The organism is Thioclava sp. F34-6 (assembly GCF_002213235.1).
Lineage (GTDB): Bacteria > Pseudomonadota > Alphaproteobacteria > Rhodobacterales > Rhodobacteraceae > Thioclava > Thioclava nitratireducens.
Map to the genome: position 1 here is coordinate 521,999 of NZ_NBOA01000003.1, position 26,174 is coordinate 548,172.

The 26,174-nt window shown below is 64.7% G+C and carries 9 protein-coding genes (1 of these 9 cut by a window edge); 5 read left to right on the forward strand and 4 right to left on the reverse strand.

Translation table 11 applies throughout. The features are described 5' to 3' along the window. The 5 genes from B6V72_RS08535 to B6V72_RS08555 form a co-directional block, all read left to right on the forward strand. Nucleotides 1-14,752: the final stretch of a matrixin family metalloprotease gene (locus B6V72_RS08535; RefSeq protein WP_146696184.1), read on the forward strand. It extends 23,504 nt beyond the left edge of the window; only the last 14,752 of its 38,256 coding nucleotides appear in the window; the start codon falls outside the window, past its left edge; it ends in the stop codon at nt 14,750-14,752. A gap of 156 nt (nt 14,753-14,908) precedes the next feature. Then, nucleotides 14,909-16,750, forward strand: coding sequence for an HlyD family efflux transporter periplasmic adaptor subunit (locus B6V72_RS08540; protein WP_088721866.1), 1,842 nt, complete (start codon nt 14,909-14,911; stop codon nt 16,748-16,750). A 1-nt stretch (nt 16,751) separates the two neighbouring features. Then, nucleotides 16,752-18,902, forward strand: a complete 2,151-nt coding sequence (locus B6V72_RS08545) for a biotin/lipoyl-binding protein (RefSeq protein WP_088735329.1) — start codon at nt 16,752-16,754, stop codon at nt 18,900-18,902. After that, a complete protein-coding gene (locus B6V72_RS08550) occupies nt 18,895-20,889 on the forward strand; it encodes a preprotein translocase subunit SecA (protein WP_088735330.1) in 1,995 nt (664 codons plus the stop codon). Before B6V72_RS08545 ends, B6V72_RS08550 begins: the two co-directional genes overlap by 8 nt. 12 nt (nt 20,890-20,901) lie before the next feature. After that, the gene (locus tag B6V72_RS08555; protein WP_075776042.1) at nt 20,902-21,708 is read left to right on the forward strand and encodes an efflux RND transporter periplasmic adaptor subunit; all 807 of its coding nucleotides are present in this window, start codon (nt 20,902-20,904) and stop codon (nt 21,706-21,708) included. 54 nt (nt 21,709-21,762) lie between these two features. Here B6V72_RS08555 and B6V72_RS08560 read toward each other — a convergent pair whose 3' ends face one another. The 4 genes from B6V72_RS08560 to B6V72_RS08575 all read right to left on the reverse strand — a co-directional run bounded on the left by B6V72_RS08560 (nt 21,763) and on the right by B6V72_RS08575 (nt 26,035). Further along, nucleotides 21,763-22,017 carry a hypothetical protein gene (locus B6V72_RS08560; RefSeq protein ID WP_146696185.1) on the reverse strand — a complete coding sequence of 85 codons (255 nt, stop codon included), beginning with the start codon at nt 22,015-22,017 and terminating at the stop codon, nt 21,763-21,765. Between the two features lie 288 nt (nt 22,018-22,305). Further along, nucleotides 22,306-23,217, reverse strand: a complete 912-nt coding sequence (locus B6V72_RS08565; protein ID WP_233243027.1) for a glycosyl hydrolase — start codon at nt 23,215-23,217, stop codon at nt 22,306-22,308. Between the two features lie 32 nt (nt 23,218-23,249). Next, nucleotides 23,250-25,064 (reverse strand): glycosyltransferase, encoded by a 1,815-nt coding sequence (locus B6V72_RS08570; protein WP_088735331.1) that lies wholly within the window; start codon nt 25,062-25,064, stop codon nt 23,250-23,252. Beyond that, complete coding sequence (locus B6V72_RS08575; protein ID WP_240497707.1) at nt 25,061-26,035, reverse strand: UDP-glucuronic acid decarboxylase family protein; 975 nt, start codon at nt 26,033-26,035, stop codon at nt 25,061-25,063. The genes B6V72_RS08570 and B6V72_RS08575 overlap by 4 nt, the downstream gene beginning before the upstream one ends. Nucleotides 26,036-26,174: the final 139 nt, after the last annotated feature.

Consider the following 26,174-nt stretch of genomic DNA (forward strand, 5'->3'; position numbering starts at 1 on the left):
GGGCCTCGGTGCGGGTCAGACCACCGTCGAGCGTCTGAACGGCATCTTCGAGGCGGTCGATCTGACCGGCGGCGACGGCGTCAACAACACCTTCGTCGTCAACGACCTAAGCGGTTCGGTCACTGTGGGCGGTCTGGCCATCGGCGTCAGCGCCTTCAACGGCACAGTGACGCTCGACAACAAGGGGTCGGATGCGAGCGGCGATCTGGAGCATTACATCATCGCGGCCCCGCTCGGTTCGGGCTTCACCGTCCATATTACGGACAGCAGCACCACCGACGCCGACAAGCTGGTCTATCTGGGCTCGCAGGGGGACGACTACGTCGCGCTGTCGGTGGGCCTGATGACCGTGTCGCGCTACACCAACGCGGCGAACAAGGTGCTGGGCGCGGCGGCTGTCAGTATCGATCACAGCAATCTCAGCGTGATCGAGGTGGATACCCGCGAGGGGTCCGACGTGATCGCCGTCACCGCGACCGATCTGCCGATCTACATCAACAGTGGCATCGGCGACGACGTGATCAACCTCGGCTCCGCAGCCTCGTCCGAGCCGGGCACGGCCCCGCTGGGCGGCACGCTCTCGGGGATCGCCGCGCTGATCCAGATCGACGCCTTTGACACCTATAGCGGTGCGATACTCGCCGATCGGGGCAATGACACGCTCAACATCGACGACAGCGGCAATACCGGCGCGACCACCGGGGTGATCGGGCTGGAAGATCGCACCGCGGTCGAGGGCTTCATCTTCGTGGATGGCTTCACCGCTGCGACCGCGGGCATCCGCTACATCGCGCTCGAAAACGTCAATGTCGATCTGGGCGACGGCGTGAACGACGTCACCCTCAAGTCGACCGGCAAGCGCGACGTGACCACGCTCGAGACCCGCGACGGCGCCGATATCATCAAGGTCTTCGCGATCAACGGCCCGACCACGATCGACTCCGGCGCGGGCGACGATGCGGTCACCGTCACCGATGACGATCCCGACACGCCGCTGGCCAATGACGGCACGCTGAACGCGATCCTCTTCGGCTACCTGACGATCGATGCGGGCGCGAATGATCCGGTCACCTACACGGTCGACGGCACCATCGTGAACCACGGCGACACGCTGATCGTGTCCGATGCGGGCGATACGCTGCCCGATCAGGGCGGCTATCTGAGCGGCACCGAGATCGTCGGCCTCGGCATGACGCTGGGCGTGGTCTATGCGGGCTTCGAGGAACTGGAGCTGTCGCTCAGCAACGGCAATAACGGCTTCCACGTCTCGGATACCCATGCGGGCATCACCACGCTGAACACCGGCGACGAGACCGCGACCGGCGATGCCACCTCGGATGCGATCACCATCGAGAAGATCTCGGGCCGCACCTTCCTCAACCTCGGGGCGGGCAACGATCTGGTGCAGGTCAACTACTACGCCGACGGCACCCAGACCTTCCTAAACGGCATCGACGGGTTCGAGCTGGACATCGACGGTCAGGCGGGCAGCGATCTATATGACATCGGTCTGGCGAGCGCGGGCAACTCCACGATCCGCATCCTCGACACCGGCACTGCCTTCGACGGCATCGACCGCGCCGAAATCCGCGGCACCGACGGGCGCGACCTGTTCCTGTTCCGCGCCAATCATGACCTCGATGTAGGCGTGGTCGCGGCGCTGCCGATCGCCGAGGATGGCACGATACTCAAGACCGTGGTCGAGCGGGTGGAATACAACTCCGCCATCGACGCCGATCTGCGGGTCTTCGGGCGCGCGGGCAATGACCTCTTCGTCTTCGACGACACGCTCGCGGGCGTTCAGGCCTTCGGCGATGCGGGCGACGACACGTTCCAGATCGGCCAGCTCTTCGCCTCCTTCCGCGACGAGCAGAACCCCTATAACGGCCTGAGCGGCATCGACTATTACGAGACCACGCAGGTCACAGTCGGCTTCCTGTCGAACGGCGTCAGCTTCGATACCACGATCCGTGGCGGCGACGGCGAGGACAGCTTCACCGTCTATTCGAACAAGGCCGAGCTGTTCCTCTATGGCGAGGCTGACGACGACACGTTCCAGGTCCGCTCCTTCGTCCGCGTCGACCCGAACGACCCGGCCGCGCCCTTCACCAACATCAACGGCGGGCAGGGTGCCGACTTCATCCAATACGCGGTGAACGCGCCGGTCCGCATCGATGGCGGCGACGGCTTCGACACGATGACCGTGATCGGCACCGAGATGGGCGACGACTACGTCATCACCAAGAATGGCGTCTATGGCGGCGGGCTGTTCATCTCCTACACGGGTATGGAGAAGCTGGTGGTCGATGCGCTGCAGGGCAACGACACCTTCTTCATCGAGAGCACCTCCGAGGGCGTGCTGCTGGAGATCGTGGGCGGTCTGGGCTCGGATAGCGTGAACCTTGGCGGCTCGGATCTCGACGGTGTCACCGAGGGCGGCGCGATCACCGTCGTGTCGAACGGTCTCAACGGCCATAGCGGCCTGATCCAGACCACGGTCGACAGCACCGATCCGCGCTACCAGGCGATCTGGGCGCAGGATCCGGTTTCGCAGATCAAGGACAATGATGCGCCCGATCTGGTCTTCTTTAACGCCGATGGCGAGGCGGGCTCCAGTGTGCTGCGCGTCTTCGAGGCCGCAACCGCCGATCCGACCATGTCGGTCACCCGCTACGCGATCGCATTGTCGCGCGCGCCGGACGAAGACGTCTACATCACGATCTCGCCGACGCTGGGCACCGAGGGCGATGTGGCCGCGGGCGCCGAGGGCGTGCTGGTCAACGGCTCGGCCTCGGGTACGGTGCTGCACTTCACGGCGGCCAACTGGGATACGCCGCAATACGTGACCGTCACCGCGATCAACGATCTGGTGGCCGAGGGTCGCGGCATTGTCCAGCTGCGCCATACCGTGACCGAGGGCGACAGCCGCGCCGACGATACCGGCTTCGACAATCTGGCCGTGCCGAACATGCTGGTCGATGTGATCGACGACGAAGTGGCCGAGCTGCTGATCTTCCCGGTCGACAACTCCTCGGCCATCGATCTCGCGGGCGATACGATCGTGGCCGAGGCCGCGGCGCTTGCCGCAAATGACGGCTTTGCCGTGATGCTGAGCCGCGCGCCGACCGGCCCGGTGCAGGTGAACTTCGCGGTCGATGGCAACGTGACGCTGTCCTCGAATGTCGTGAACTTCGACGGCTCCGACTGGAACACCGCGAAATTCGTGACGATCGAGGCGGTGAACGATAGCGCCGATGAGGGCGTGCATTACGCTCGCATCCAGCCCTCGATCTTCGAAGATACGCGCGACGCCTTCCTTGGTGCGACCTATGCGGACGTGGCCGGTGGGGTCGCGGCGAACATCAACCGCGATATCAGCCAGCCGCGCAGCGCCGAGGTGCTCTACACCGCTGCCGATCTGACGATCCTGCGCCCGAATACCGCGGTGTCCGAGATCTACACGCTCACGCTGGGCGGGATCGACTACGTGGTCGGCGTCGGAATCGGCGAAGTGGTGGCCGACCTCTCGACCGTCACCGAAGGCACGATCGTGGTCGATGCACGCCTCGATCATACCGCGACCGCTGCGGATATCGCAGATGCCTTCGCGACGCTGGTGAATGCCGACGCCGAGCAGGCTGCGGCGATGACGGGCACGGGTGCCACGCGCAGCATTTCGGCGGCGGATGGCGTCTCCTTCAAGCTGCTGATCGAAACCAGCGATCCCGCCTCCGGCTACCTCTTCACACCCACCGGCGACATCTATGTCTCGATCTCGGGCGACGCGTTCGAGTTCTCGAGCGATGAGTTGAGCGTCGATGCGGCCAGCAGCAAGCGCGCATACGACATCGTGGCCTTCCGCCTTGGCGCGTCGATGGCGGACGGTACGCTGGCCGCCGATGGCACGCTGGTCGATGGCGCGACCTGGATCATCAAGCTCGACGGTCTGCAGGTGCAGGCAACCGCCGAATTCGGCGACACCATGAGCGACATCGTCAACAAGCTGGTCGCGCAGTTCGCGGGTGCCGATTACTCGGCCTCGGCGGGCTATCTGCAAGCGACGCTGCTGCCCTCGGTCGAAGGCGCGATCTATAGCCCGACCAGCGGCTCGAAGACTTGGACCATCCTCGTCGACGGGCAGCTCATAAGCTACACCTCGCAATCGGGCGACGAGCTGGGCGGCATCGCGGGCATCTCCGACGAGCTGGCGGCGCTAATCAACGCGGCCAATCTCGGGATCACGGCGGTGGTCGATGCCAATGGCGCGATCACGCTGACCTCGTCCACGGCCTTCTCGCTGCTGCCGCTCGACAGCGAAGATGCCTCGATCGCGATCGCGAGCGACGCCAGCCTGACGCCGCCGAGCTACGATCCGGGCGAGATTTTCATCTTCCGCACCCCGGGCGCGGGGGGCATCGAGGCTTTCTCTATCGAAGTGCTGCGCAAGTCGAGCCCCGACGCGGCGAGCACCACGATCGGCGGCGATTATGTCAGCGTGGACGCGGTTAAGTCGAAGACGCATTGGCAGCTTGCCCGCATCGCCTTCGCGGCGCCGCTGACCCCGATCGTCATCCCCGAGGGCACGAGCCTCGCCTATGAGATCGGGACCAACATCACCAATGCCGAACTCGCGCAGCAATTCACGCCCTACAGCTACGTCGTGGGCCGCAACGGCGACAATCTCGCGCCCGCGCCGCTCGATGTCACCGTGCTCGATGACGACGCGCCGACGGTGGAGATCATCCAGACGGGCGGTTCGACCGATCTGGCCGAGCGTGCGCCGGGCGATGTGCAAGTCGTGGACAGCTTCTCGGTCGTGTTGACCGGTGCGCTGAGCGGCAACAACACGGTCCGCGTCGATGTCACCCCGCTGCCGACCCGCACCTACAATTCGCAAGAGGCGTTCAATGCGGATGCGAACTTCGGAGAGAACGAACTTGTGCAGGTTCAGGTCGCAGCCCCGCTCGCCGCGCTGTCGCTGGCAGGCGAAGCGGTCGAGGGTGAGACCTGGCAGGTCACGCTCTTCGACGATGTGGCGCTCCGCGCAGGTGCCCAGACGGTCGGCTACACGGTTCAGGCGGGCGACGATCTGGATGCGGTTGCTGCGGGCCTGATCGCCGCGATCAATAGGGTCTCCGGCTACAACGCCACGCTGACCGCCGACGGCGCGATCGAAATCTCGGTCGATGCCAGCGCGAGCTTCACCCGCTTCTTCGTCGAGGTCGGCATCGCGGGCGACAGCCAGGGCAGAATCGACACCCGCACCGTGCAGGACTTCAACTTCGCCAATGTCCTCGAATTCGAGATGATGGGCGTGCCCACGGCGGGCGAGGTCTGGACGGTCAACTTCGACGGCCAGAGCTTCTCCCACACGGTGAGCGCGGATCAGTCGCTGTCGAACATCGCTGCCGCGCTGGGTGCGCAGATCAATCTCGCGAATGATGCGGCCACCGCGAATGGCGATCCGCGCGCCTATGAGGTGATCGTAGATGGTCGCGTGATCTCGATCCGCGAGCTGGCCGATCCGGCGGCGGATTACGCAGCCTCCGCCTCGGTCAGCGGCCAGAAGGCGGGCGAGATCGCGGCGCGTCAGTTCGTCGAGTTCGATGCGGCCAACTGGATGATCCCGCAGAAGGTCACCGTGCTGGCGCTCGACGATACGATCGTCGATGGCGGCGATGCGCAGGTCTTCGGCGCCTTCAACGACCGCGTGAACTCGATCCGCGGCCCGGTCTCGATCATCGGCGGCGAGAGCGATACCGACGTCTCGCTGCGCGTGCCGGTGCTGCTGCCGGGCGAGACGAACATTCCGCTGGCCGATGGCGTGACCGGGACGGTGACCGATGGCGGCACGGTGATCACCATCGATCCCGAAGAGCTGACCCATGTGAACGGCGATTACGGCGAGCGTCCGGGCTTCGATCCGCGCATCAACGACACCGCCACGATCTACGACATCGCGACCATCGATCCCGATGGCACGCTGAGCGGCCGTGTCGATATCGCGAGCGTCTCGGAAGACATCCTCTCGCTCGTCAACGATGCGGGCATGACGCTCTCGCTGATGGTCGGCACGCAGGATGCGGTCGAAGAGGGCTATGTCTGGTTCTTCGGCACCCCCGATCAAAGCGATCTTTCGCTGATCGACTGGCTGACGGCTTCGGTCGATCTGGCGGGCGACGTGACCGCCTTCGAAACCGTGACCGTGACGCTCGACGGCACCGACTTCAGCTACACGCCGGACACGGAGCACGCCTATCGCTCGATCGTGCTGCGCGAACTGGCCGCTCTGATCGACGCTTCGGCCGAATATGAAGCGGTGGCGACGGTCAACCTGCTGGGCGAGACCCGCCTGCATGTGAAGCGCGCCGATGCGGCCGCCTTCGATATCGCGGTCACCACCTATGCGGGCCTGACCTCGACCATCGGCGGCGCGCCGGTGCAGAGCCTCTACAACGACGCGAATATCCACTGGACCACGGCTGCGTTCCACCTGATCCAACCGCCGATGAGCGGCGCGAGCTGGGCGCTGACGATCATCGGCGCGGCCACGCCGGCTTCGGTCACTGCCGATGGCAGCTTCGGCTCGGTCACCCAAGGGTTGGCGGCGCGGATTTCCTCGGTCTATGCGCCGGTCGTATCGGGCAGCCAGATGGTGCTGGAGAGTACGCCGCCCGAAGGGTTCGACACCGATCCGGGCGCGCTCATCACCTATGCGCCTGTCAATCCGAACCTGCGCGTGGACGAGGCCGAGCAGATCGACACGCTCACCGTCTTCAACAACGAGAGCCCGACCATCGACAGCGGCGTGCTGACCGAGAACCATCTCTCGGGTCTGGGAATGGGCGGCGACACCTATATCGGCGGCGAGCTGATCGCGGGCGGCGTCAGCTATACCGGCCTCGAAGTTGTCGACATCCGTCTGGGTCGCAATGTGGATACCTTCACGGTCGAAAGCACCCATCGCGGCAAGACCATCATCGACAGCGCCGACGGCAATGACGTGATCTATGTGAAGACCACTGCCGGTCACACGATCATCCGCACCGGCAATGGCGACGATCAGGTCTATATCGGCTCCGATCAGGGCGTGGTCGACCAGATCACCGGCCTGCTGATCGTCGACATGGGCGCGGGCGAGAATGACCGTCTGTTCCTCGATGACAGCGCCGACCTGAACGACAACGTCCTCGTGCTGGACGGCGCGCGCGTGGCCGGGCTCGATATGCCCTCGGTGGCCGAGCGTATCCAGATCGAGACCCGCGGCACCGGCGGCAGCTTCACGCTGGCTCTGCCGGATGGAACGCCGGTCACGGTGGCCTTCGATGCGGATGCCGCGGCGATGAAAGCGGCGATCGACACGGTCTTTGCCGATTACGGCACCGATGCGGAGGTCAGCGTAGAGGCGACCGATAGCGGCTATATCTACACCGTCATCTTCGGCGGCCCGACCGGGGGCGTTGATCTGCCCGACCTGATCGTCGATGCGAGCGGGATCACCAGCGATGCGAACACCACCGCCAATATCGAGGTCACCGAAGTCATCAAGGGCACCACCGATCCGGGCCTGAACCAGATGCAGGCGATCACCATCGCCGCCGAGGGCGGGACCTTCACGCTGGCCTTCATCGTGCCGGATGTGCTTGGCAACATGGATCTGCGGATCTCCGACCCGATCGCCTATGACGCGACGGCCGAAGAGATCGCCGCGATCCTCGAGCCGATCCTGAACCCGAATAACAGCCGTCCGTTCCTGCCCTATACCAAGAACTTCGCGGTCGATCGCTTCGGCGACACGATCTACCTGACCTTCCAAGGCGCGCTGGCCCAGACCACGGTCGAGGCTGTCGATACGCGCGGTCTGACGGGCGACGTGCTGGAGGCGCGCATCGATATCGCCGAGCCGAGCGCGGGCGACACCTTCACCATCGATCTGACCGATCTCGCGACGCCGCTGTTCGACGATGCCTTCCCGGGCGACTTCGCACTGTCCTCCTTCGCCTATACCGCGCTCGTCGGGGATACGGCGGGGGATGTGGCTGCGGCACTGGCGGCTCAGATCATGGATGCGCAGGGCCCGAACATCATCGCCCATGTCGAGGGCACGGTGCTTGTCATCACCTTGCGCTCGGGCGAGCGGATTTCGGTCGTGGTCAATGGCGGCGATCCGGCGCTCGACTATCTGCTCGGCCCGCTGGGGATCCAGACCGATCTGGCCACGCTCGAGACCCGGATGGATGGTGTCGATTACTACGGCGTCGAATATCTCGAGATCGGGATGGGTGCAGGCAATGACGTGATCAACGTGCGCGGCACCACCGCCCATACCACGCTGAACCTCGGTGCAGGCGACGAGCGGATCTATGTCTCCTCCGAGGCGGGCTTCGGGCTCGACACCGACACGACCTTCCTGACCGGCCATCTGCTGAACATCGAAGGCATGCTCAACATCGAAGCGGGCACCGGCCGCCACAAGCTGATGATCTCGGACGAGGCGACGGTGCAGGGCGACGGCACGACCGATCTGCGCGCTGAAATCACCGATGATCGCGATGCCGCGCTGACCGCTGCCGCCGCATGGGGCGACGATACCGAGCTGTCGAGCGTCAACGAGATCTTCGTCGTCGGTATCGCGCCCGCGCCGATCACCTATGGCGCGGATGCGGCGGGCAACTTCCTGGGTGGCATCACCTACTGGACCGGCTTCGGCGCCGATGCGATCGCCATCGACGGCACCCATGCGCGTGACATTGAAGGCGGCCGCGAGCTGACGGTTCTGAACACCGGTCTGGGCAATGACGATGTGACCGTGGATCTGCAGGCGAGCGAGGACGGGGCCTTCGTGCTCAACACCCAAGGTCCGCATGACGCGAATTATGTGCCCGATTGGGGCTATGCCCGCGACTATCTGGAATTCGCCGATGACGATGTCGCCGATGCAGCGCTCAGCACGCTGCCGTTGATCATCTTCGGCGGTCAGGGCGATGACCGCATCACCTCGGGTCTGGCGAATGACATCGTCTTCGGCGATCGCGGTCGGATCGACTATCTCACCGCGGATGGCACGGGCTATGCGCTGAAGCTTGGCTCGGGCGGCCCGGATCACGTCAATGACGGTACCGATGTCGCGCCCACGCTGATCTACACGATCGACCCGACCATCGGCGGTGCGGACACGATCACCACGCTTGGCGGCGACGATATCGTCCTGGGCGGCGTCAATGGCGACACGATCACCACCGACGGCGCAACCGACAGCGGTACGGATATCGTGATCGGTGACAGCGGGTTTGTCGACTACGTTTCGGCTGACGGCGACCGCACCGATATCGACGAAATCGCCACCACCGCCGAGACCTATGGCGGCTCCGATCGGATCGTGACGGGCCTGGGCGACGATATCGTGCTCGCCGGTGAAGATGGCGAGACGATCATCGACGCGCTGATCGACGGCACCCGCTCGCGCGACCGCGAAACCATCGCCGCGACGATCCTCGTCGAAGGCGAAGAGATTTCGGGCGACTATGTCGACGCGGGGCAGGGCGAAAATATCGTGCTGGGCGACAACGGCCGGATCGTGGCCGCCACGGATGACGCGCCGCGCTTCGGTACGCAGCCGATCACGCTGGGCCTGATCGAGACGACCGCGCCCGAGATCGGCGGCGATGACGTGATCCTTGCAGGCATCGGCTATGACATCGTGCTGGGCGGAGCTGGCGGCGACGCGATCAACGTGAAGGTCGGTGAGGTCTACGCCGCAACCGACACCGACGCCACGCTGCATGACGCGGGCAATATCGTGATCGGCGATACCGGCTTCATCGACTGGGTCGGCCTCGATGGAGACGCCTCCGATATCGACGAGATCGCGACCACCGAGGATCGCTATGCCGAAACCGGCGCGATGATCGGCGGCAACGATCTGATCGCTACCGGCGCGGGACGCGACTTCATCATCGGCGGTACGGCGGATGACACGATCTTCGCGGGTGCGGGCAATGATCTGGTCTTCGGCGATCACGGTCGGATCGTCGCGCAGCCGGGTGGCGGCGTGGATGCCGACCTGCTGCCGCTGAACCTGACCGAGCTCACCACGCAGTTCGACTTCTACTCGATCCTGCGGACCGAGAACGACGGCGGCGGGCGCGACATGATCTTCGCCGAGGATGGCGCTGATATCGTGCTGGGCCAGCAGGGCGCTGATGTGATCTATGGCGGCAATGGCGACGACGATCTGATCGGCGGCCATAATCGTCCGGGCGGCGATGACGGCGCGGACCGTATCGACGGCAACGGCGCGGTACTGTTCGAGGATCGCCCGGTGATCAGCGCCTGGTTCGATCTGGATGCGCAGGCGCTCGACCCGAATGCGACCGACAATGACGTGATCCTTGGTGACAATGGCATCGTGATCCGCACCGACGCGGCCGAGAGCCTGCGCTTCCGGATGCTCGCCGATGGCACGCTGACGATCTATGACGCTGCCGATGACGGCACCGGCTCGAATGCGGGCGATGCGGCCCAGACCAACCCGACCGGCGTGGAAGAGCGGCTGATCGCCCTCTTCGATCACACCGACGCGACCGAGGCCAACCGGACCGATCTCTACGGCGCGGATTACCTCGCAGGCGGTGCGGATGACGATGTGATCTTCGGCCAGCTCGGCGACGATGCGATCCAGGGCGACGGCTCGGCCACGTTCCGTGGGCTGCTGCCGAATGACACCGCCTATGACGCGACCGACAACGGCTACGCCACGCGCCTTGCCGATGGCACGCTCAGCGTGAACCCGACCCGCAGCATTAATGCCGCACGCGACGGCGACGACTATATCGAGGCCAATGGCGGCAACGACATCGTCTTCGGCGGGCTGGGGCAGGACGATATCATCGGCGGTTCCTCGGATCTCTACATCCATGACGCGCGCGCGACCGGTGACGGCTTCAGCCTCGATCTGCTGGCGACCGCGAATGTTACCGAGGCCTTCCGTCCCGACGGTGCCGATATGCTCTTCGGCGGGCAGGGCGATCCGGTGACGCTGAGCCGCAACGACTATGGTCAGAGCGGTGCCAACGCCCATGCCAGCGACGCGGATGTGATCCTTGGCGACAACGGTCGCATCCTGCGTCTGGTCGGTGCGAACGGCTTCCTCGGCTTCAACTACGACACGCTCGATCCGGCGCGGGCCTCGGGTATCGCGGTCGGCGGCGCGGATCACGCCGACGCATGGCTGGTGGTGCGTGCGGTCGAGCTGCTCGACTATCACACCGGCGGCCCGGATGTCTGGGGCGCGGCTGCGCTGGCCGACAATGGCGGCGCGGATGAAATCCACGGCGAGGGCGGCGACGACGCGATCTACGGCATGACCGGCAATGACGTGCTCTATGGCGAAGGTCAGGACGACGATCTGATCGGCGGCTGGGGCCACGACTGGATCTCGGGCGGCACCGGTCAGGACGGCGTGCTGGGCGACGACGGTCGCATCTGGACCTCGCGCAATTCCTCGAGCTACGACGAGCCGCTTTACGCGATCGCAAGTGTCAGCAAGGAGACGATCTCGACCCCGGGTAAAATCCAGCAGGCCGATATCAACGTTCAGGGCGCGCTGAAGAAGACCGTGAACCTCACGCCCTTCTTCCTGACCGCCGATGGCGAAACCGACGATCCGTTGCTCGATCCGGCCTATGCGGACGACATCATCTATGGCGGTCTGGGCGACGACTTCCTGCATGGCGGCGCGGGCGACGATCTGGTCTCGGGCGCTGAGGCGCTGGCCGAGGCCTGGTATCTCGCCTATCCGAACGACGCGCTGGCGCCGGGTGCGGCCGGCGTGCTGGTCCGCTCGGATTACACTGTTCCGTTCTGGTCCGCCGATCCGACGGTCACGCAAGGAAATGCGCTGGGCTACAACGCCTTCTACGCGGGCGAGTTCGCGGCCTATGACGAATACAACCCGCGCGATGTGATCGTGATCGACGCCGCTGGCCATTACGTCTCGCTCTCCGAGGCGGTCGACGGTCTGACCTTCTTCGCGAGCTTCGATCCGGCCGATCCGGGCGCGCCGCAGGTCGGCACGCTCGAACAGGATGGCAGCCCGGTCTATAGCGATGGCAATGACGTGATCTTCGGCGATCTGGGCAATGACTGGCTCGTCGGTGGCACCGGGCGCGACCATGTCTATGGCGGCTGGGGCGACGATCTGATCGATGTCGATGACGACCATACCCGCGACGCGGATGGCTCGGTCCTGGGCGCGAACGACACGCCCGACACGTCGTCGAGCTATGAGGACATCGTCTATGGCGGTGCCGGTCGCGACATCATGATCGGCAACACTGGCGGTGATCGCCTGATCGACTGGGTGGGTGAGTTCAACAGCTACATCGTGCCCTTCGCGCCCTTCGGTGCCTTCACGATCTCCCGTGCGCTGGCACCGCAGATCCAGGAATATCTCTACGATCTCTCGGCCTCCGACGGCGCCGATCCCACCCGCGCGGCCGATACTGGCGATTACAATGCCGACCGCAACGGCGAGCCGTGGGGCGAGCTGGGGCTGGTGATGCAGAAGGACGACGCGTGGCAGGATCAGACCGGCGCGCCGAATGACCCGCAGCCGGGCAACATCCCGGGCGGTCGCCGCGACGTGCTGCGCTCGGCCGATTTCAACGGCAATGGCGGCGGTCAGGACGCGAAGGGTTTCGCAGCCGATAGCGGGATCTGGACAGTTCAGGGCGGCGCCTTTGCGGTGAGCCCGGAAACGCTCGGCGGCGATGCTGTCTCGGTCTTCTATATCGGCGACGCGCTACCCAGCTATTTCGAGATGAAGGCGACCATCGTCGGCGGCAAGCCCACGGCGGGTCTGAAGTCGAACGCCTATCTGATCTTCGACTACCAGTCGCCGACCGACTTCAAATTCGCGGGCGTGAACATCTCGACCGACAAGTTCGAGATGGGTATCCGCACCGCCGATGGCTGGATCGTGCTGGAGCAGACCCCGGTGCAGGCCAAGCCCGACACGCCCTATAACCTGCTCCTTGCGATCAACGGTCTGACCGCGACGCTGGTGATCGACGGGCAGGAATACTTCACCCATGTCTTCGACGCGCGGGTCGATCAATACGGCGTCACGCACGGGCTGAACTCGGGCTATGTCGGGCTCGGCGCGCAGAACTCGGTGACGAAGCTCGACAATATTGCGGTACAGGTGCTGCCACCGGAATTTACCCTTGATGAGACCGAGGACTTCACTGATGGCATCGCGGATCGCTTCGCCACTGACGCCGCTTGGCAGATCGATGCGGGCGCGCTGGATGCTCAGCCTGCAGGAGCCCCCGCCATCGCGCTCGCCGATCTGGTGATCGCGGAGACCTCCGTCACGCGGCTTGCAGCGCAGATCGAGACCAACGGCCGTGCGGGCTTCGTCTTCGACAGCTACACGGACGGGCGCTACAAATACGCCATAATCGACACGGCCAACGACCGCGTCTCGATCGGCTATTACACGCAGCGCGACGGCTTCGTGGAAACCGCTAGCTACGACATCGCCATCGTAGGCGGCCATTCCAACAAGGTCGAGATCACGCTCGCCCGCAGCACTGTCAGCCTCTCGCTCAACGGCCACGAAATTCTGGGCCACGCCTTCTACGCGCCCGTCGCCGACGGTGCAGTCGGGCTGATGGCCTTCGACGCGGCCAGCTTCGACGATGTGCGCCTTGCCACGAATGACCCGGCCTATTTCACGCCCGACACCGGCTCGCTGATCTACGACTATAATTCCGCAGGTCCGATCGCGATTGCGGATCAGGGCGTCACGACCCAGAGCCTCTATGTCGGCTCGGATGTGGTGATCGCCGATCTCGACGTGACCCTCAGCCTGATCCATGAGCGGCTGAGCGATCTGACCGTCACGCTGATCGCGCCGGATGGCACGCGGATCGAACTGTTCGCGGCGCTTGATGGTACGGCGATCGATACGCGCTTCGACGATGCGGCGGGAGAGAGCATCACCAGTGCCGCCGCGCCTTACGGCGTGACCTATCGCCCGGTGGGTGATCTGGCGGCGCTTGAGGGCAAGATGTCGGGCGGTGTCTGGACGCTGGAAATCGTCGACGGGGCGAAGCGCAAGACCGGCACGTTGGAAAGCTGGTCGCTGACCATCGAGGCGGCGCAGGCGCTCCATGCAGAAACGGTTGCGACCGCGCCGGAGGGCGCAGTTCTCGATGAAGCCCTTCTGGCCGAGGCCCGGGCGCAGGCGCTGGAAGAGATCGCGCAGGAACTGGGGCTGAGCGCTGAGGATCTCGCCAAGCTCGAAGCGGTGCAGATTTCCATCGCCTCGCTCGACGGCACGCTGCTGGGCTACACGACCGCGGGCGCGATAACGCTCGACGCGGACGGGGCGGGGCATGGCTGGTCGCTCGACGGCAGCGAAGGGCTCAACCTCGTCGACGCGCTCAAGCACGAATTCGGCCATATCCTCGGGCTTGCCGACGATAGCGACGCGGCGGCGTGGATGGACCCGACCCTTGCCACGCAGGAGGCCGCCGCGCCAGCGCCTGCATCGGTGCCCGATAGTTCGACCGATACGGCAAGCGACACGGCGACGACTACCAGCACAGCGCAGGATACCGCGACCAGCGACACCACCTCGGCCCCGAGCGCTGCCCCCGTCACCGATCCCGCGCCAGCAACAACCACGTCCGCGCGGGGTAATTCCGGTAATTCGGGTAAACAATCGCGCGGTGCAAAAGGCTGACGCGGCGCCCAGTGCGTTCAACTGCCACGTTTTTTCTTGCTTGAATCGCGAACTAATCCTTTACTTAACGTAAGGGGCGATTTTGCCGTTCGGTCGGCCCTTGTCAGGGACAGGGACGGACAAAGGGCGCTGGGGAGCACCCTTGAGGGAGCCATTTTGCAGCAACACGCGGGGACAACCTCTGGCGAGGCGACGGGCTCGGTATTTCTGGATTCCGAAACCCTCGGCAGGCTGAAAGCGGGGACCGACCGGTCGCATGTGTCGCAGGCTTGGCTCGACGCTATGGCGCGGCAGGTTACGGGTCTGGAGCAGGGGCTGGTGGTGCTTGCGGGGATCGGGCGGAGCCGCTTTGAGCCTGCCGGGGTCTGGCCCGAGAATGCAAAACCGAAACGCGAATTGATGGCCGCCGTGGACGGCGCGATCCATGCCGAGCGGATGGTGATCGAAACGCTGAGCGAAGGCGGCGCGGCCATCGCGGTGCCGATCCGGATGGAGGGCCATCTGCGCGGCGCAGCGGCAATCCAGATCGGCGCGAACCCGGACGCGCGCACTGACCTGGCAATTGATCAGCTGCAATGGGGCACGGGCTGGCTCGAGGCCTTCTTGCGCCGGAAGCAGGGCGGCTCGGGCGACAGCCTCGCCTCGGTGATCGAACTGCTCGCCACCAGCCTGCATTACGACCGTTTCACCGAAGCCGCGACCGCGGTGGCCTCGGAACTTGCGGGTGTGCTGAATTGCGAACTGGTCGCGATCGGCCTGACGCGCGGGCGTCATGCGCGCGTGCGGGCGCTGTCGAACTCGGCGAGCTTCGGCAAGCGGTCCAACCTCGTGCGCGCCATCGAAGCCGCGATGGATGAGGCAATCGATCAGCAGGCGGTGCTGAGCTATCCGCCACCCGAGGACGGGGGCGAACGGGTGCTGCGCGCCCATGCGACACTGTCGGAGATCGAAGGCGGGGCGACGCTCTGCACGGTGCCGCTGACCGAGGACAAGAAGCTGGTCGGCGCTCTGGTGCTGGAACGTCCGGCGGGCGAGCCGTTCGGGCGCGACACGATCCAGATGGCGGAATATGCGGGGGTGTTGCTGGGCCCGGTTCTGGCGATCAAGCGCCGCGAGGATCGTTGGCTACCCGCGAAGACATGGGATGCCAGCGTCAATACGTTCAAGGCGCTGTTCGGCCCCAATCACGCGGCCCTGAAGCTGGCCGCGATTGCGTTGGTCGCTTTGCTGGCTTTCGCGTGGTTCGCCAAGGGCATGTATCGCGTGACCGCCGATGCGACGGTCGAGGGCCGTATCCAGCGCGCGATCTCGGCACCCATCGAAGGCTATCTGGCCGAGGCCGATGCGCGCGCGGGCGATATCGTGAAGGCGGGCGAGGTGATGGCCAAGCTCGACGATCGCGACCTGCGGCTCGAGCGGCTGAAATGGGAAAGTCAGAAATCCAAACAGAGCCGCGAATATTCGCAAGCCATGGCCAAGCGCGAGCGCGCCAAGGCACTGATCCTGCAAAGCCAGATCGAACAAGCGGATGCGCAGATCGAACTGCTCGATCAGGAAATCGGACGGATGGTGATCAAGGCGCCCTTCGACGGGGTCGTGGTCTCGGGTGATCTGACGCAGGCGTTGGGAGCCCCGATCGGGCGCGGCGACGTGCTGTTTCAGGTCGCCCCGCTCAACGACTACCGCGTGATGCTGCGCGTGGACGAGCGCGACGTGAAGGACGTAAAGGCGGGCGAGAGCGGGGCGCTGGTGCTCGCCTCGCTGCCCGACACCCCGATCGAAGTGAAGGTCGACCGGGTCACGCCGATCTCCAATGCCGAAGCCGGGGCGAACAAGTTCCTCGTCGAGGCCTCCGTTACCGACGGGCCGATCAACGCGCTGCGCCCCGGTATGGAAGGGGTCGCCAAGATCGAGGTCGAGGAACACCGCCTCGTCTGGATCTGGACCCGGCGGATCGTTCTCTGGGTGCGCATGACGCTCTGGTCCTGGTGGCCGTGACATGGCCACCTCGCTCTTCTCTCCGTCCTGGTATCGGGTGAAGGATCTCAAACCGCGCCTGCGCAGGCATGTCGCGGTTCATCGGCATGACTATCGCGGGCGCGTCTGGTTCGTGATCCAGGACATCGCGACGGGGCGCTTCCATCGTATCTCGCCAGCCGCCTGGCGGCTGGTCGGGCTGATGAACGGCAAACGCACGATGGACGAACTGTGGAACACCACCAACGAGCAGCTTGGCGAGAAGGCCCCCACGCAGGACGAGGCGATCCGGCTGATGGGGCAGTTGCACGCCGCCGATGCGCTGATCTGCGACGTGCCGCCCGACGGGCGCGAGCTGTTCCGTCGCTACCAGCGCCACCAGTCGATGCAGATCAAGCAGAAGATCTGGTCGCCGCTCGCCGTCCGCATCCCGATCTGGGACCCGGACGCGTTTCTCACCCGCACCATGCCCTTCGTGCGCCCCTTCTTTACCCGCACCTTTGCGGTGATCTGGGTGCTGGTGGTGCTCGCGGGTTTCATCTTCGCCGCGATCAATTTCGGCGCGATCACCGACAACATCGCGGACCGGGTGCTGACGCCGAAGAACCTCTTCGTGCTGTGGCTGGTCTATCCGGTGGTGAAGGCGTTTCACGAATTGGGCCACGGATATGCGGTTAAGAAGAACGGCGGCGAGGTCCATGAAATCGGGATCATGCTGCTGGTTCTGGTGCCTGTGCCCTATGTCGACGCCTCCGCCGCCTCGGCACTGCGTGACAAGTATCAACGGATGCTGGTCGGAGGGATCGGGATCATGGTGGAGCTGTTCCTCGCCTCGATCGCGCTCTTCGTCTGGCTTAATGCCGAGACCGGCGCGGCCCATGCGGTCGCCTATAACGTGATGCTGATCGGGGGCGTCTCTACGCTTCTGTTCAACGGCAACCCGCTCTTGCGCTTCGATGGCTATTACGTCTTCGCCGATTGGCTGGAGATCCCCAATCTTGGCCAGCGCGCGAACCGCTACTATGCCTATCTCGCGCAGAAATACCTGTTCGGGATGAAAGAGGCGGAACCCGTCACCTCGCTGCCCGCCGAGAAACGCTGGTTCCTGTTCTACGGGATCGCCGCCTTCATCTATCGCCTCTTCATCATGTTCGCGATCATCACCTATATCGCCGGCCGCTTCTTCTTCATCGGGGTGCTGCTGGCAGCTTGGGCGATCACGACGCAGATCCTCGTGCCCATAGGCAAATCCATGTCCTTTCTGTCTTCCAGTCCGAAACTCCGCGCCAACAGGCCGCGTGCGATCCTCGTGACGAGCGGGCTCATCGCCGCGCTTTTCGTGATCCTTTTCGTGCTGCCAGCACCGTATAGATCCGTGGTGAGCGGGGTGACATGGCCTTCCGAGCAGGCGCAGGTGCGTGTGGGAACCAGCGGCTTCGTGACGGAGGTACCGGTCGCGACCTATGACGCGGTCAAGCCGGGCGAGGTGATGATCAAGCTCGACGATCCGCTGCTGCGCGCGCGGCTCGAGGTGCTAGACTCGCAACTTGCGGGGCTGGAGCTGCAGCGTCAGGCGGCGGTGCGCACCGACCGGGTCGAGGCAGAGATGATCGCGGCGGAGATTTCCGCGACCCGCGAAGACCGCAACCGGCTGGCCCAGCAGCTGGACGAATTGTCGATCCGCGCACCGCGCGCAGGTCTGGCCGTGGTGCCCAATGGCGAGGATCTGCAGGGAAGGTTCGCCAAGCGCGGGCAGGTGATCTCCTACGTTCTGACCGAGGAAGACACGGCGGCGTTGCGCGTTGTCGTCGGTCAGGACGATGTCGATCTGGTGCGCAACGCGACGGGCCGCGTCGATGTGATGCCGGTCGAATATGGCGGCCAGAGCTATCCCGCGACCATCGTGCGCGAAGTGCCCGGCGGGATCCGCGACCTGCCGACCCCCGCGCTGGGACTGCAGGGCGGCGGCACCGTTCCCGTCGATCCGGGCGACAACAAGGGGCTGCGCACGCTGCAACGGGTCTTCGAGTTCGAGCTGGAGATGGCCCCCGACGCCGCGCTGCCGCTGCTGGGCCGTCGCGTCGAGGTGCGTTTCTCTCACGGCACTCTGCCGATCGGGTTTCAGGCCTACCGAGCGCTGCGCCAGCTGTTCCTGAGGCTCTACGATGTCTGAGATACTCGTCCAGCGCCCCGGCCTGCTGACCGCCTTCTACCCCGAGCGCGAGGATGAACGCCTCGGCACGCTCGACCGGATCATGGCGAGCGCGGTGGGGCGGGTCTCGCAATTCTTCTCGGTCAAATCGGCGGCGGGCGCGGGCTTTTTGCGCCGTGTCGCGAAGGAGGAGAAGACGCTGGCGAAGCTGGAGGCGCATGCCTTCAATGCAGCCCGTGTCGAGGTCGCGCAGATGCTGCGGGTGAAGGGGTTGCGCGCCGATCTGGTGGCCCGTGCCTTCGCGCTGGCGCGCATCCAGTCCGAACGTTCGCTTCAGATGCGCCCCTTCGACGTGCAGCTTCTGGGCGGGCGCGCGATGCTGCGGGGCCGGATCGCCGAGATGGATACCGGCGAGGGCAAGACGCTGACCGCGACGCTGCCCGCCGCGATCATGGCGCTGTCGGGCGTCCCGGTGCATATCGTGACGGTGAACGATTTCCTAGCCGCGCGCGACGCGGAATGGATGGGGCCGCTCTATCGGGCTTTGGGGCTCAGCGTCGGCGTTATCATCGAAGGGCTCAGCCCCGAGGAACGCCAGGCGGCCTATGCCTGCGATATTTGTTACTGCACGAACAAGCAGTTGGCTTTCGATTACCTCAAGGACCGGCTGGTGCTGGAAGGCGAGACCCGCGCGCTGCATATGGCGCTGGAGGGGCTGTCGAAGACCGATCCGAAACGGCAGCGGTTGCTGATGCGCGGGCTATGCTACGCGATCGTGGACGAAGCGGACAGCGTGCTGGTCGACGAGGCGCGCACGCCGCTGATCATCACCCGGGCGGGCGATCATTCGGGGCTGGAGCAGACCTATCAGCGCGCCGTCGAGATCGGGCGCAAACTGACCCGGCCGCGCGATTTCACCGTGCGCGAGAAGGAATGGAAGGTCGAACTGACCGATCTGGGCAAGGCGCGGCTGCGCCAGCTCAGCGCGCATTTCGGGGGCGTCTGGGCGACCGAGATTCACCGTGAGGAACTGGCGCGGCAGGCGCTCTCGGCGCTGCATCTTTATCACCGCGACAAGCATTACATCGTCGATGAGGCGGGCGTTCAGATCGTCGACGAATATACCGGCCGCGTGATGTCCGACCGCTCGTGGGAGCGCGGGCTACACCAGATGATCGAGGTGAAGGAAGGGTGCGAGATCACGGGGCGGCAAGAGACGCTGATCCGCATCTCCTATCAGCGTTTCTTCCGCCGCTATCTGACGCTGGCAGGCATGACGGGCACCGCGGCCGAAGTCTCCGGCGAGCTGCGCGCGGTCTACCGGCTACGCACGAAGCGCATCCCGACGAACCGCCGCTCGCGCCGTAAGAACTTGGGCGAGCGGCACTACGCGACTGCCGATCAGAAATGGCGCGCCGTGCTGGCCGAGGCCAAACGCGTTCACATGACGGGCCGCCCGATCCTGATCGGCACGCAATCCATCGCCGCCTCTGAAGAGATCAGCGCGCTCCTGACCGAAGAGGGGCTGACGCATCGCGTGCTCAACGCCCGCGAGACCGAGCACGAGGCCCATATCATAGCCGAAGCGGGCGGGCATGGGCGGATCACGGTCGCGACCAACATGGCCGGGCGCGGCACCGATATCCGCATCGATCAGCAGATGAGCGCCCTTGGCGGGCTGCATGTCATCGCGACGGGCCGCCATGACGCGCGCCGCATCGATCGTCAGCTTTTCGGGCGCTGCGGACGGCAAGGCGATCCGGGCAGTTTCATCACTTTCGTCTCGCTCGAGGACGATTTGCTGCGGGTCTTCTACGGCACACGGCTCTCCAGCCTGATCCGCACTTTTTCGGGCGGGAAGGGTCGTGTGCCGTGGCTGATCGGCGCGCCCGTGACCCGGCTTGCGCAACGCGCGACCGAAGCGCGCCATTCGGGCGTGCGCAAAGCGCTTCTGCGCGCCGACGACAATCTCGAAGACCTGCTCGCCTTCAGCGGCAGGGGCAACTGAAAGGGACCACCCATGCGGCTTACTTCCATCACCCTTCTTTTGGCCCTCGGTCCCGGTGCGGCGCTCGCGCAGGATCAGGAGCGCTTCGATTGCCTGATCGACCCGGGGCAAGTGCTCGAGATCGGCTCGGCGGTGGACGGGGTGATCGATCAGGTTTTCGTCTCGCGCGGGGATACGGTGAAGAAGGGCGACCCGATCGCGAAGCTGGAATCGAAGGCGGAAGAGGCGCAGCTGACCTATGCGAGGGAACGCGCGCAGGATGAGGGGCCGATCGACATCGCGCGCTCTAAGGTGGCGCTGCTGCAAAAGGCCGCCGACCGCGCGACCGAGATGGGCAAGCGTAACGTGATGGCAGATGCGCAGGTGCAGGAGGCGCAGACCAATGCGGAGGTCGCGCAACTGGAGCTGCGCTCGGCCCAGATGGACCAGCATCTGGCGAAGCTCGATCTGCAGCGAGTGGAGGCGCAACTGGCGCGGCGCGAAATCCGCTCACCGATCGACGGGCTGGTGATCACTCGGATGATGGGGCCGGGCGAATATGTCTATTCGCAAGCGCCGATCGCGCAGCTCGCGCAGATCGACCCGCTGCATGTCGAGGTCTTCCTGCCGACCGCGATGTATGACCGGGTCAAGAAGGATCAGGTGTTGAAGGTCTATCCTGCCGCGCCCGTGGGCGGCGAATACGACGCGACGGTGAGCGTCGTCGACAAGGTTTTCGATGCGGCCTCGGACACGTTCGGGGTGCGTCTCGCGCTGCCCAATCCCGAGGGAAAACTGCCTGCCGGGATCGATTGCACCGTGGGGTTCCCCGCCGAATGAGCGCGAGGCGGCCCGGTTAGGACAGGGCCGTCATCCCATGCATGTGTGCGGCGCTCAGCGCTGGAAGCAGTTTGCTTTCTTGCCGAAACCCGCGGGCGAGCAAATCCACTTGCCGTTGCCGATGAACCGGGTCTGAACGACGCGCGGGGTCGCTTGCGATTTGCTGGTGCGCCCGGCGAGCCAGTCGAACTTGGCGCTGCCATGCCCGGCCGTGCTCTTGGCGGCGACGCGGATCGGTTTGAGATCCAGCATGCCGGCTTGTTGCGCATGGGCGCTGCTCAGCGGGGCAGCAAAGATCAGGCCGGCCACGACAAGGCGGGCCGCTTTCACGGATAAAAACGTCATCGGAACTGTAATCCTGTCTGCTCGTGTTGCGGTCTGGCCCTTCCCGTCTGCGCGGAAGAGGGCCGATTGCGTCCTCATGCAGAAGGATTGGTCGATCCCAGCCTATGGGTCAAGTTGGTAGGTGACGTGGCGGGAAGCAGGCAAGATCATGGCAAATCGCAAAAGTGCCGCGCGGGAGGATTTCCCGCGCGGCATCAAGGTCTTGTCCAGAGGTGGTGTGATAGGCGAAAACTCGCCACTATCCGTGGTGGGTTACGTCAAAACCTGATTTTTGATTCGCCAATCCGGGGCGCCGAACCCTTCCGGCCACGGATAGACCTCGCGCTGGTTGAAGTAGCTGACGCCGACGAGGCTCGGATAATCCGACAATTCCTGACGGACGCGGTCGCGCCACATCGAAACATAGGACTGGTTTCCGACATAGCCGAGCTCGGCCACCGCGACCGGTTTGCCATAGGTCGCCGCCCGAGCGTAGCGGGGCGCGAAGATGTCGTCGAAGGTCTGATCGCGCCCGAACTTGGCCTGATCCCAGGCCTGCAGTCCGAAGACCGTGAGCCCGACGATATCGGCGTAGTCGTCGCCCGGGTAATAGTCGCCCATGTTCTCGTCGCCCAGCGGCGACCACATCAGGTTGATCTTCGGCGCCCGGTCGCGGGCGACGTCGGTCATCCGGCGATAAGCTGCGATGTAGTCGTCGGGGTTCCAATCCGACCAGATGAACTGGCCGGACTTGTCGTCCATCTCATGGGCAAAGCGCAGGGTGACCGGGCTTTGCAGCGTCGCCAGCACATCGGCCACCGCGATCATGTTGGCGTCGTATTCGCCCCGCTCGATCCCGCGGCGCAGATATTGCGCGGTGTTGCGCTCCGAGCGCGACCATGTCCAGGGCTCCAGCGTCACCAGAAGTGCGCGGTTGCGTTCGAGCGCATAGCTATCGGCATCATTCAGCGACGGAAGGAAAACGTCCTCCCAGGGCAGGAACAGGTGTTCGATCACCACGCCCGACACATCCGCAAAATCACCATCGGGATCATAGACGCCGAACGGCAAGGAGCCGGGCGGCACACTGACATCCGCAGCGAATGCCGGTCGCGCCGATACGGTCAGTCCCAACGCCGCGGCACCGGCCATCACCTCGCGACGGGTCATCAGATCATAAGCCATTTCAGTCTCCTCCTTTTGGGTGCGAAGCCCCGTCACTTCCAGCTCGGTTTGACGAGGAACTTCGCTTGCCCCGGAGCGCCCATGCCGGCCCCCGAGACGATGTATTCGACCTTTGCGAGCTGAACCGATGTCAGCCCGATCATGAGCGCGTAGACGCTTTCGCCGCCGCGGAGCCAAAGGGCTCCGAAACTCAGCGAGACGATGACGCTCAGCGTGCCCATCTGAACCGCCATGTCGCGGGGCCAGCCGCGCCAATCGATCTGAACGCGGCGCGCGCGAGCGCCGAAGATCACGCTCAGCAAGACGAAATAGAACGCGGCGTTGAACATGGAGAGGAGGTAAAACCCGCGCGCCTCGATGACGTTGTCCACCAAAAGAACCGGCAGCAAGGCCCCCAGGGCCAGCCCGCCATAGACGGCGATGATCCGCTCGGGCAGCCTCGTCGAGGCCGCTTCGCCCTTCGGTGTGATCCGAAAATCGACGAATTTTCCCGATAGCCTGTCATAGATGGCCATGATGCAGCCCCATAGCACCCAAGGCCATTGCATCATCACGAAGAGCGCTTTCTCCCACGCGATGATCTTGGCATCGCGCGGACGGAAGAACTGATCGCGCCGCAGCATGAAGGCGAAAATCAGCGTCACGATGCCGGCGGGCAGCACATGGCCGACGAAGGCGGGATAGGTAACGTCGGCAAAACGCATGTCGAAGCTGATCGCGATGATCGGGGCGATATACATCGTCGACATCGAAAGCGCGAAGAAGACATACCAGCTCTGGCAGAGCACGAAGAGGAACTTCAGCCGCCACGGCATCTTGCCGACATAGTCCGGCATGTAGCGCAGAAGGAGGCTCAACAGCGAGCGCGACCACTGGAATTCCTGGGTGATCAGGTCGGTCACCGTGGCCGGACCGTCGCCGATCGCAATCGCATCGATCGCGTGAACGCCTCGCCAGCCAGCCGCGTTCATCAGGAGCGTCGTCGAGTGATCTTCGGCCAGTTCGGGGCCGAGCCCGCCAGCTTCCTTAAGCGCAGAGGTGCGCACCGCGTAGTGAGAGCCGATGCACATCGGCGCCAGAACCCCGGTATAGCCCGCCTGAAAAACGCCGTGGAACGCCGCTTCGAAATAGAGCCTCGTGCGCGCGGCCCAGCTTTCCTTGGCATTGGCGGCACAGATGGAGGGCGCGCTGACATAGCCCACCGCCTCATCGGCGAAGGGGCGCAGCATCTCGCGCAGGTAGCCCGGTTGCGGGACGTGATCCGCGTCGAGCTGGCTCACGATATCATAATCGCGATAGCCCCAATGGTCGTAGAAATAGGCGAGGTTGCCCTCTTTGCAGCGCGTCCGTCGCGGCCATTCCTTGCGATGGTACGCCTCGATGCCCTGGCGGCTGGACACCTTCACCCCGTGGATCTTGCACCATGCGAGCGTTTCGGGCGAGGGCGCCTCGTCGGCCAGCCACGTGTCATGCGGATAATCCTGTGCGAGCATCGCCTCTAGCGTGCGGCGGACAACCGAGAAGGGCTCAGACGGGGTTTTCGTGGTGATCATCGCTACGCGCCAGCGACCCGGCTCCGGCAGGGGGGAGACCGGTCGTAGCGCCTGCAGGAAGATCACGAAGAAATAGACCTGCATCGCCAGAAGCCAGATCAGCACCCCGGTGAGGATCAGATAAGGCACCGTCGCAAGGATATGCGACGGTGTGAGCCACCAGCTCCAGAAATAGACCGTGGCGAGCATCCACAGCGCGAACAGCACCCGGTAGCGCAGCGCCTGTCTCGGGGAGAGGATCGGTGCCAGATGCCCCGCCGCGATTGCGGCCCGTATGTCGGGGCGCTGGATCATTCCGCGGCCGTCGCGATCGGGGGGGCGGCTTCGGATGCCGCGCCCGTCATTTCGGCCCGGAAATAGGCGATGGTCGGCACTAGGCCGTCGCGCAATGCGATCTCGGGATGCCAGCCCAGGCGGGTCTCGGCGCGGGTGATGTCGGGGCAGCGCTGCATCGGATCGTCGAGCGGCAGGTCCGAAACCACGAGCGGCGCCCGGCTATCGCACATGTCGCGCACAATATGGGCAAGCTCGGCGACGGTATATTCGCCCGGATTGCCCAGATTTACCGGATCGTGGCCGACCGTCTCGCTTTCCATCAGCGCGACCAGCCCGCTGATCAGATCGTCGACATAGCAAAGCGAGCGAGTCTGCGTGCCGCCGCCATAGAGTTGGAGCGGCGCGCCACGGATCGCCCGCGTGACGAAATTCGAGATCACGCGGCCGTCCTCGGGGTCCATCCGGGGCCCGTAGGTATTGAATATCCGCGCGATGCGGGTGTCGATGCCGCGGCTGGCCTGAAGGTCGTGGAACAGTGTTTCTGCCGCGCGCTTGCCCTCGTCGTAGCAGGCGCGGGGGCCGGTGGTGTTCACGCGTCCGCGATAGTCTTCGTGCTGGGGCGAGATGTCAGGATCGCCATAGACCTCGGAGGTCGAAGCCTGAAGAATGCGCGCGCCCTTCTCCTCGGCCAAGGTCAGAAGGTTCAGCGACCCGGCGATGCAGGTCTGGAACGTGTGCAGCGGATCGAGCTGGTATTTCGGCGGCGAGGCCGCGCAGGCGAGGTTGTAGATCCGGTCGATCTCGCCCTCGATCCGCAGCGGTGCGATGACGTCATGCCTGAAGAAAGTGAAATCGCGATGCTCCGACAGGTGGGCGATATTCTGTCGCCGCCCGGTCTGGAGGTTGTCGATGCAGATAACGGCGTGACCGGCCTCGATCAGCCGGTCGCACAGGTGCGATCCCAGAAACCCGGCCCCTCCGGCAACCAGACTACGCAACTGCCCCCGATGTCGGCGCGGCCGTGCCCAAGAGATATCTTGCGTCTCGAAACGTGGCAGATGCGTCATGTTCCCCCCCACAGAAGAACGGCAGCGACTGCCCAGTCCGGTTTGATGTCGACTTAATCGC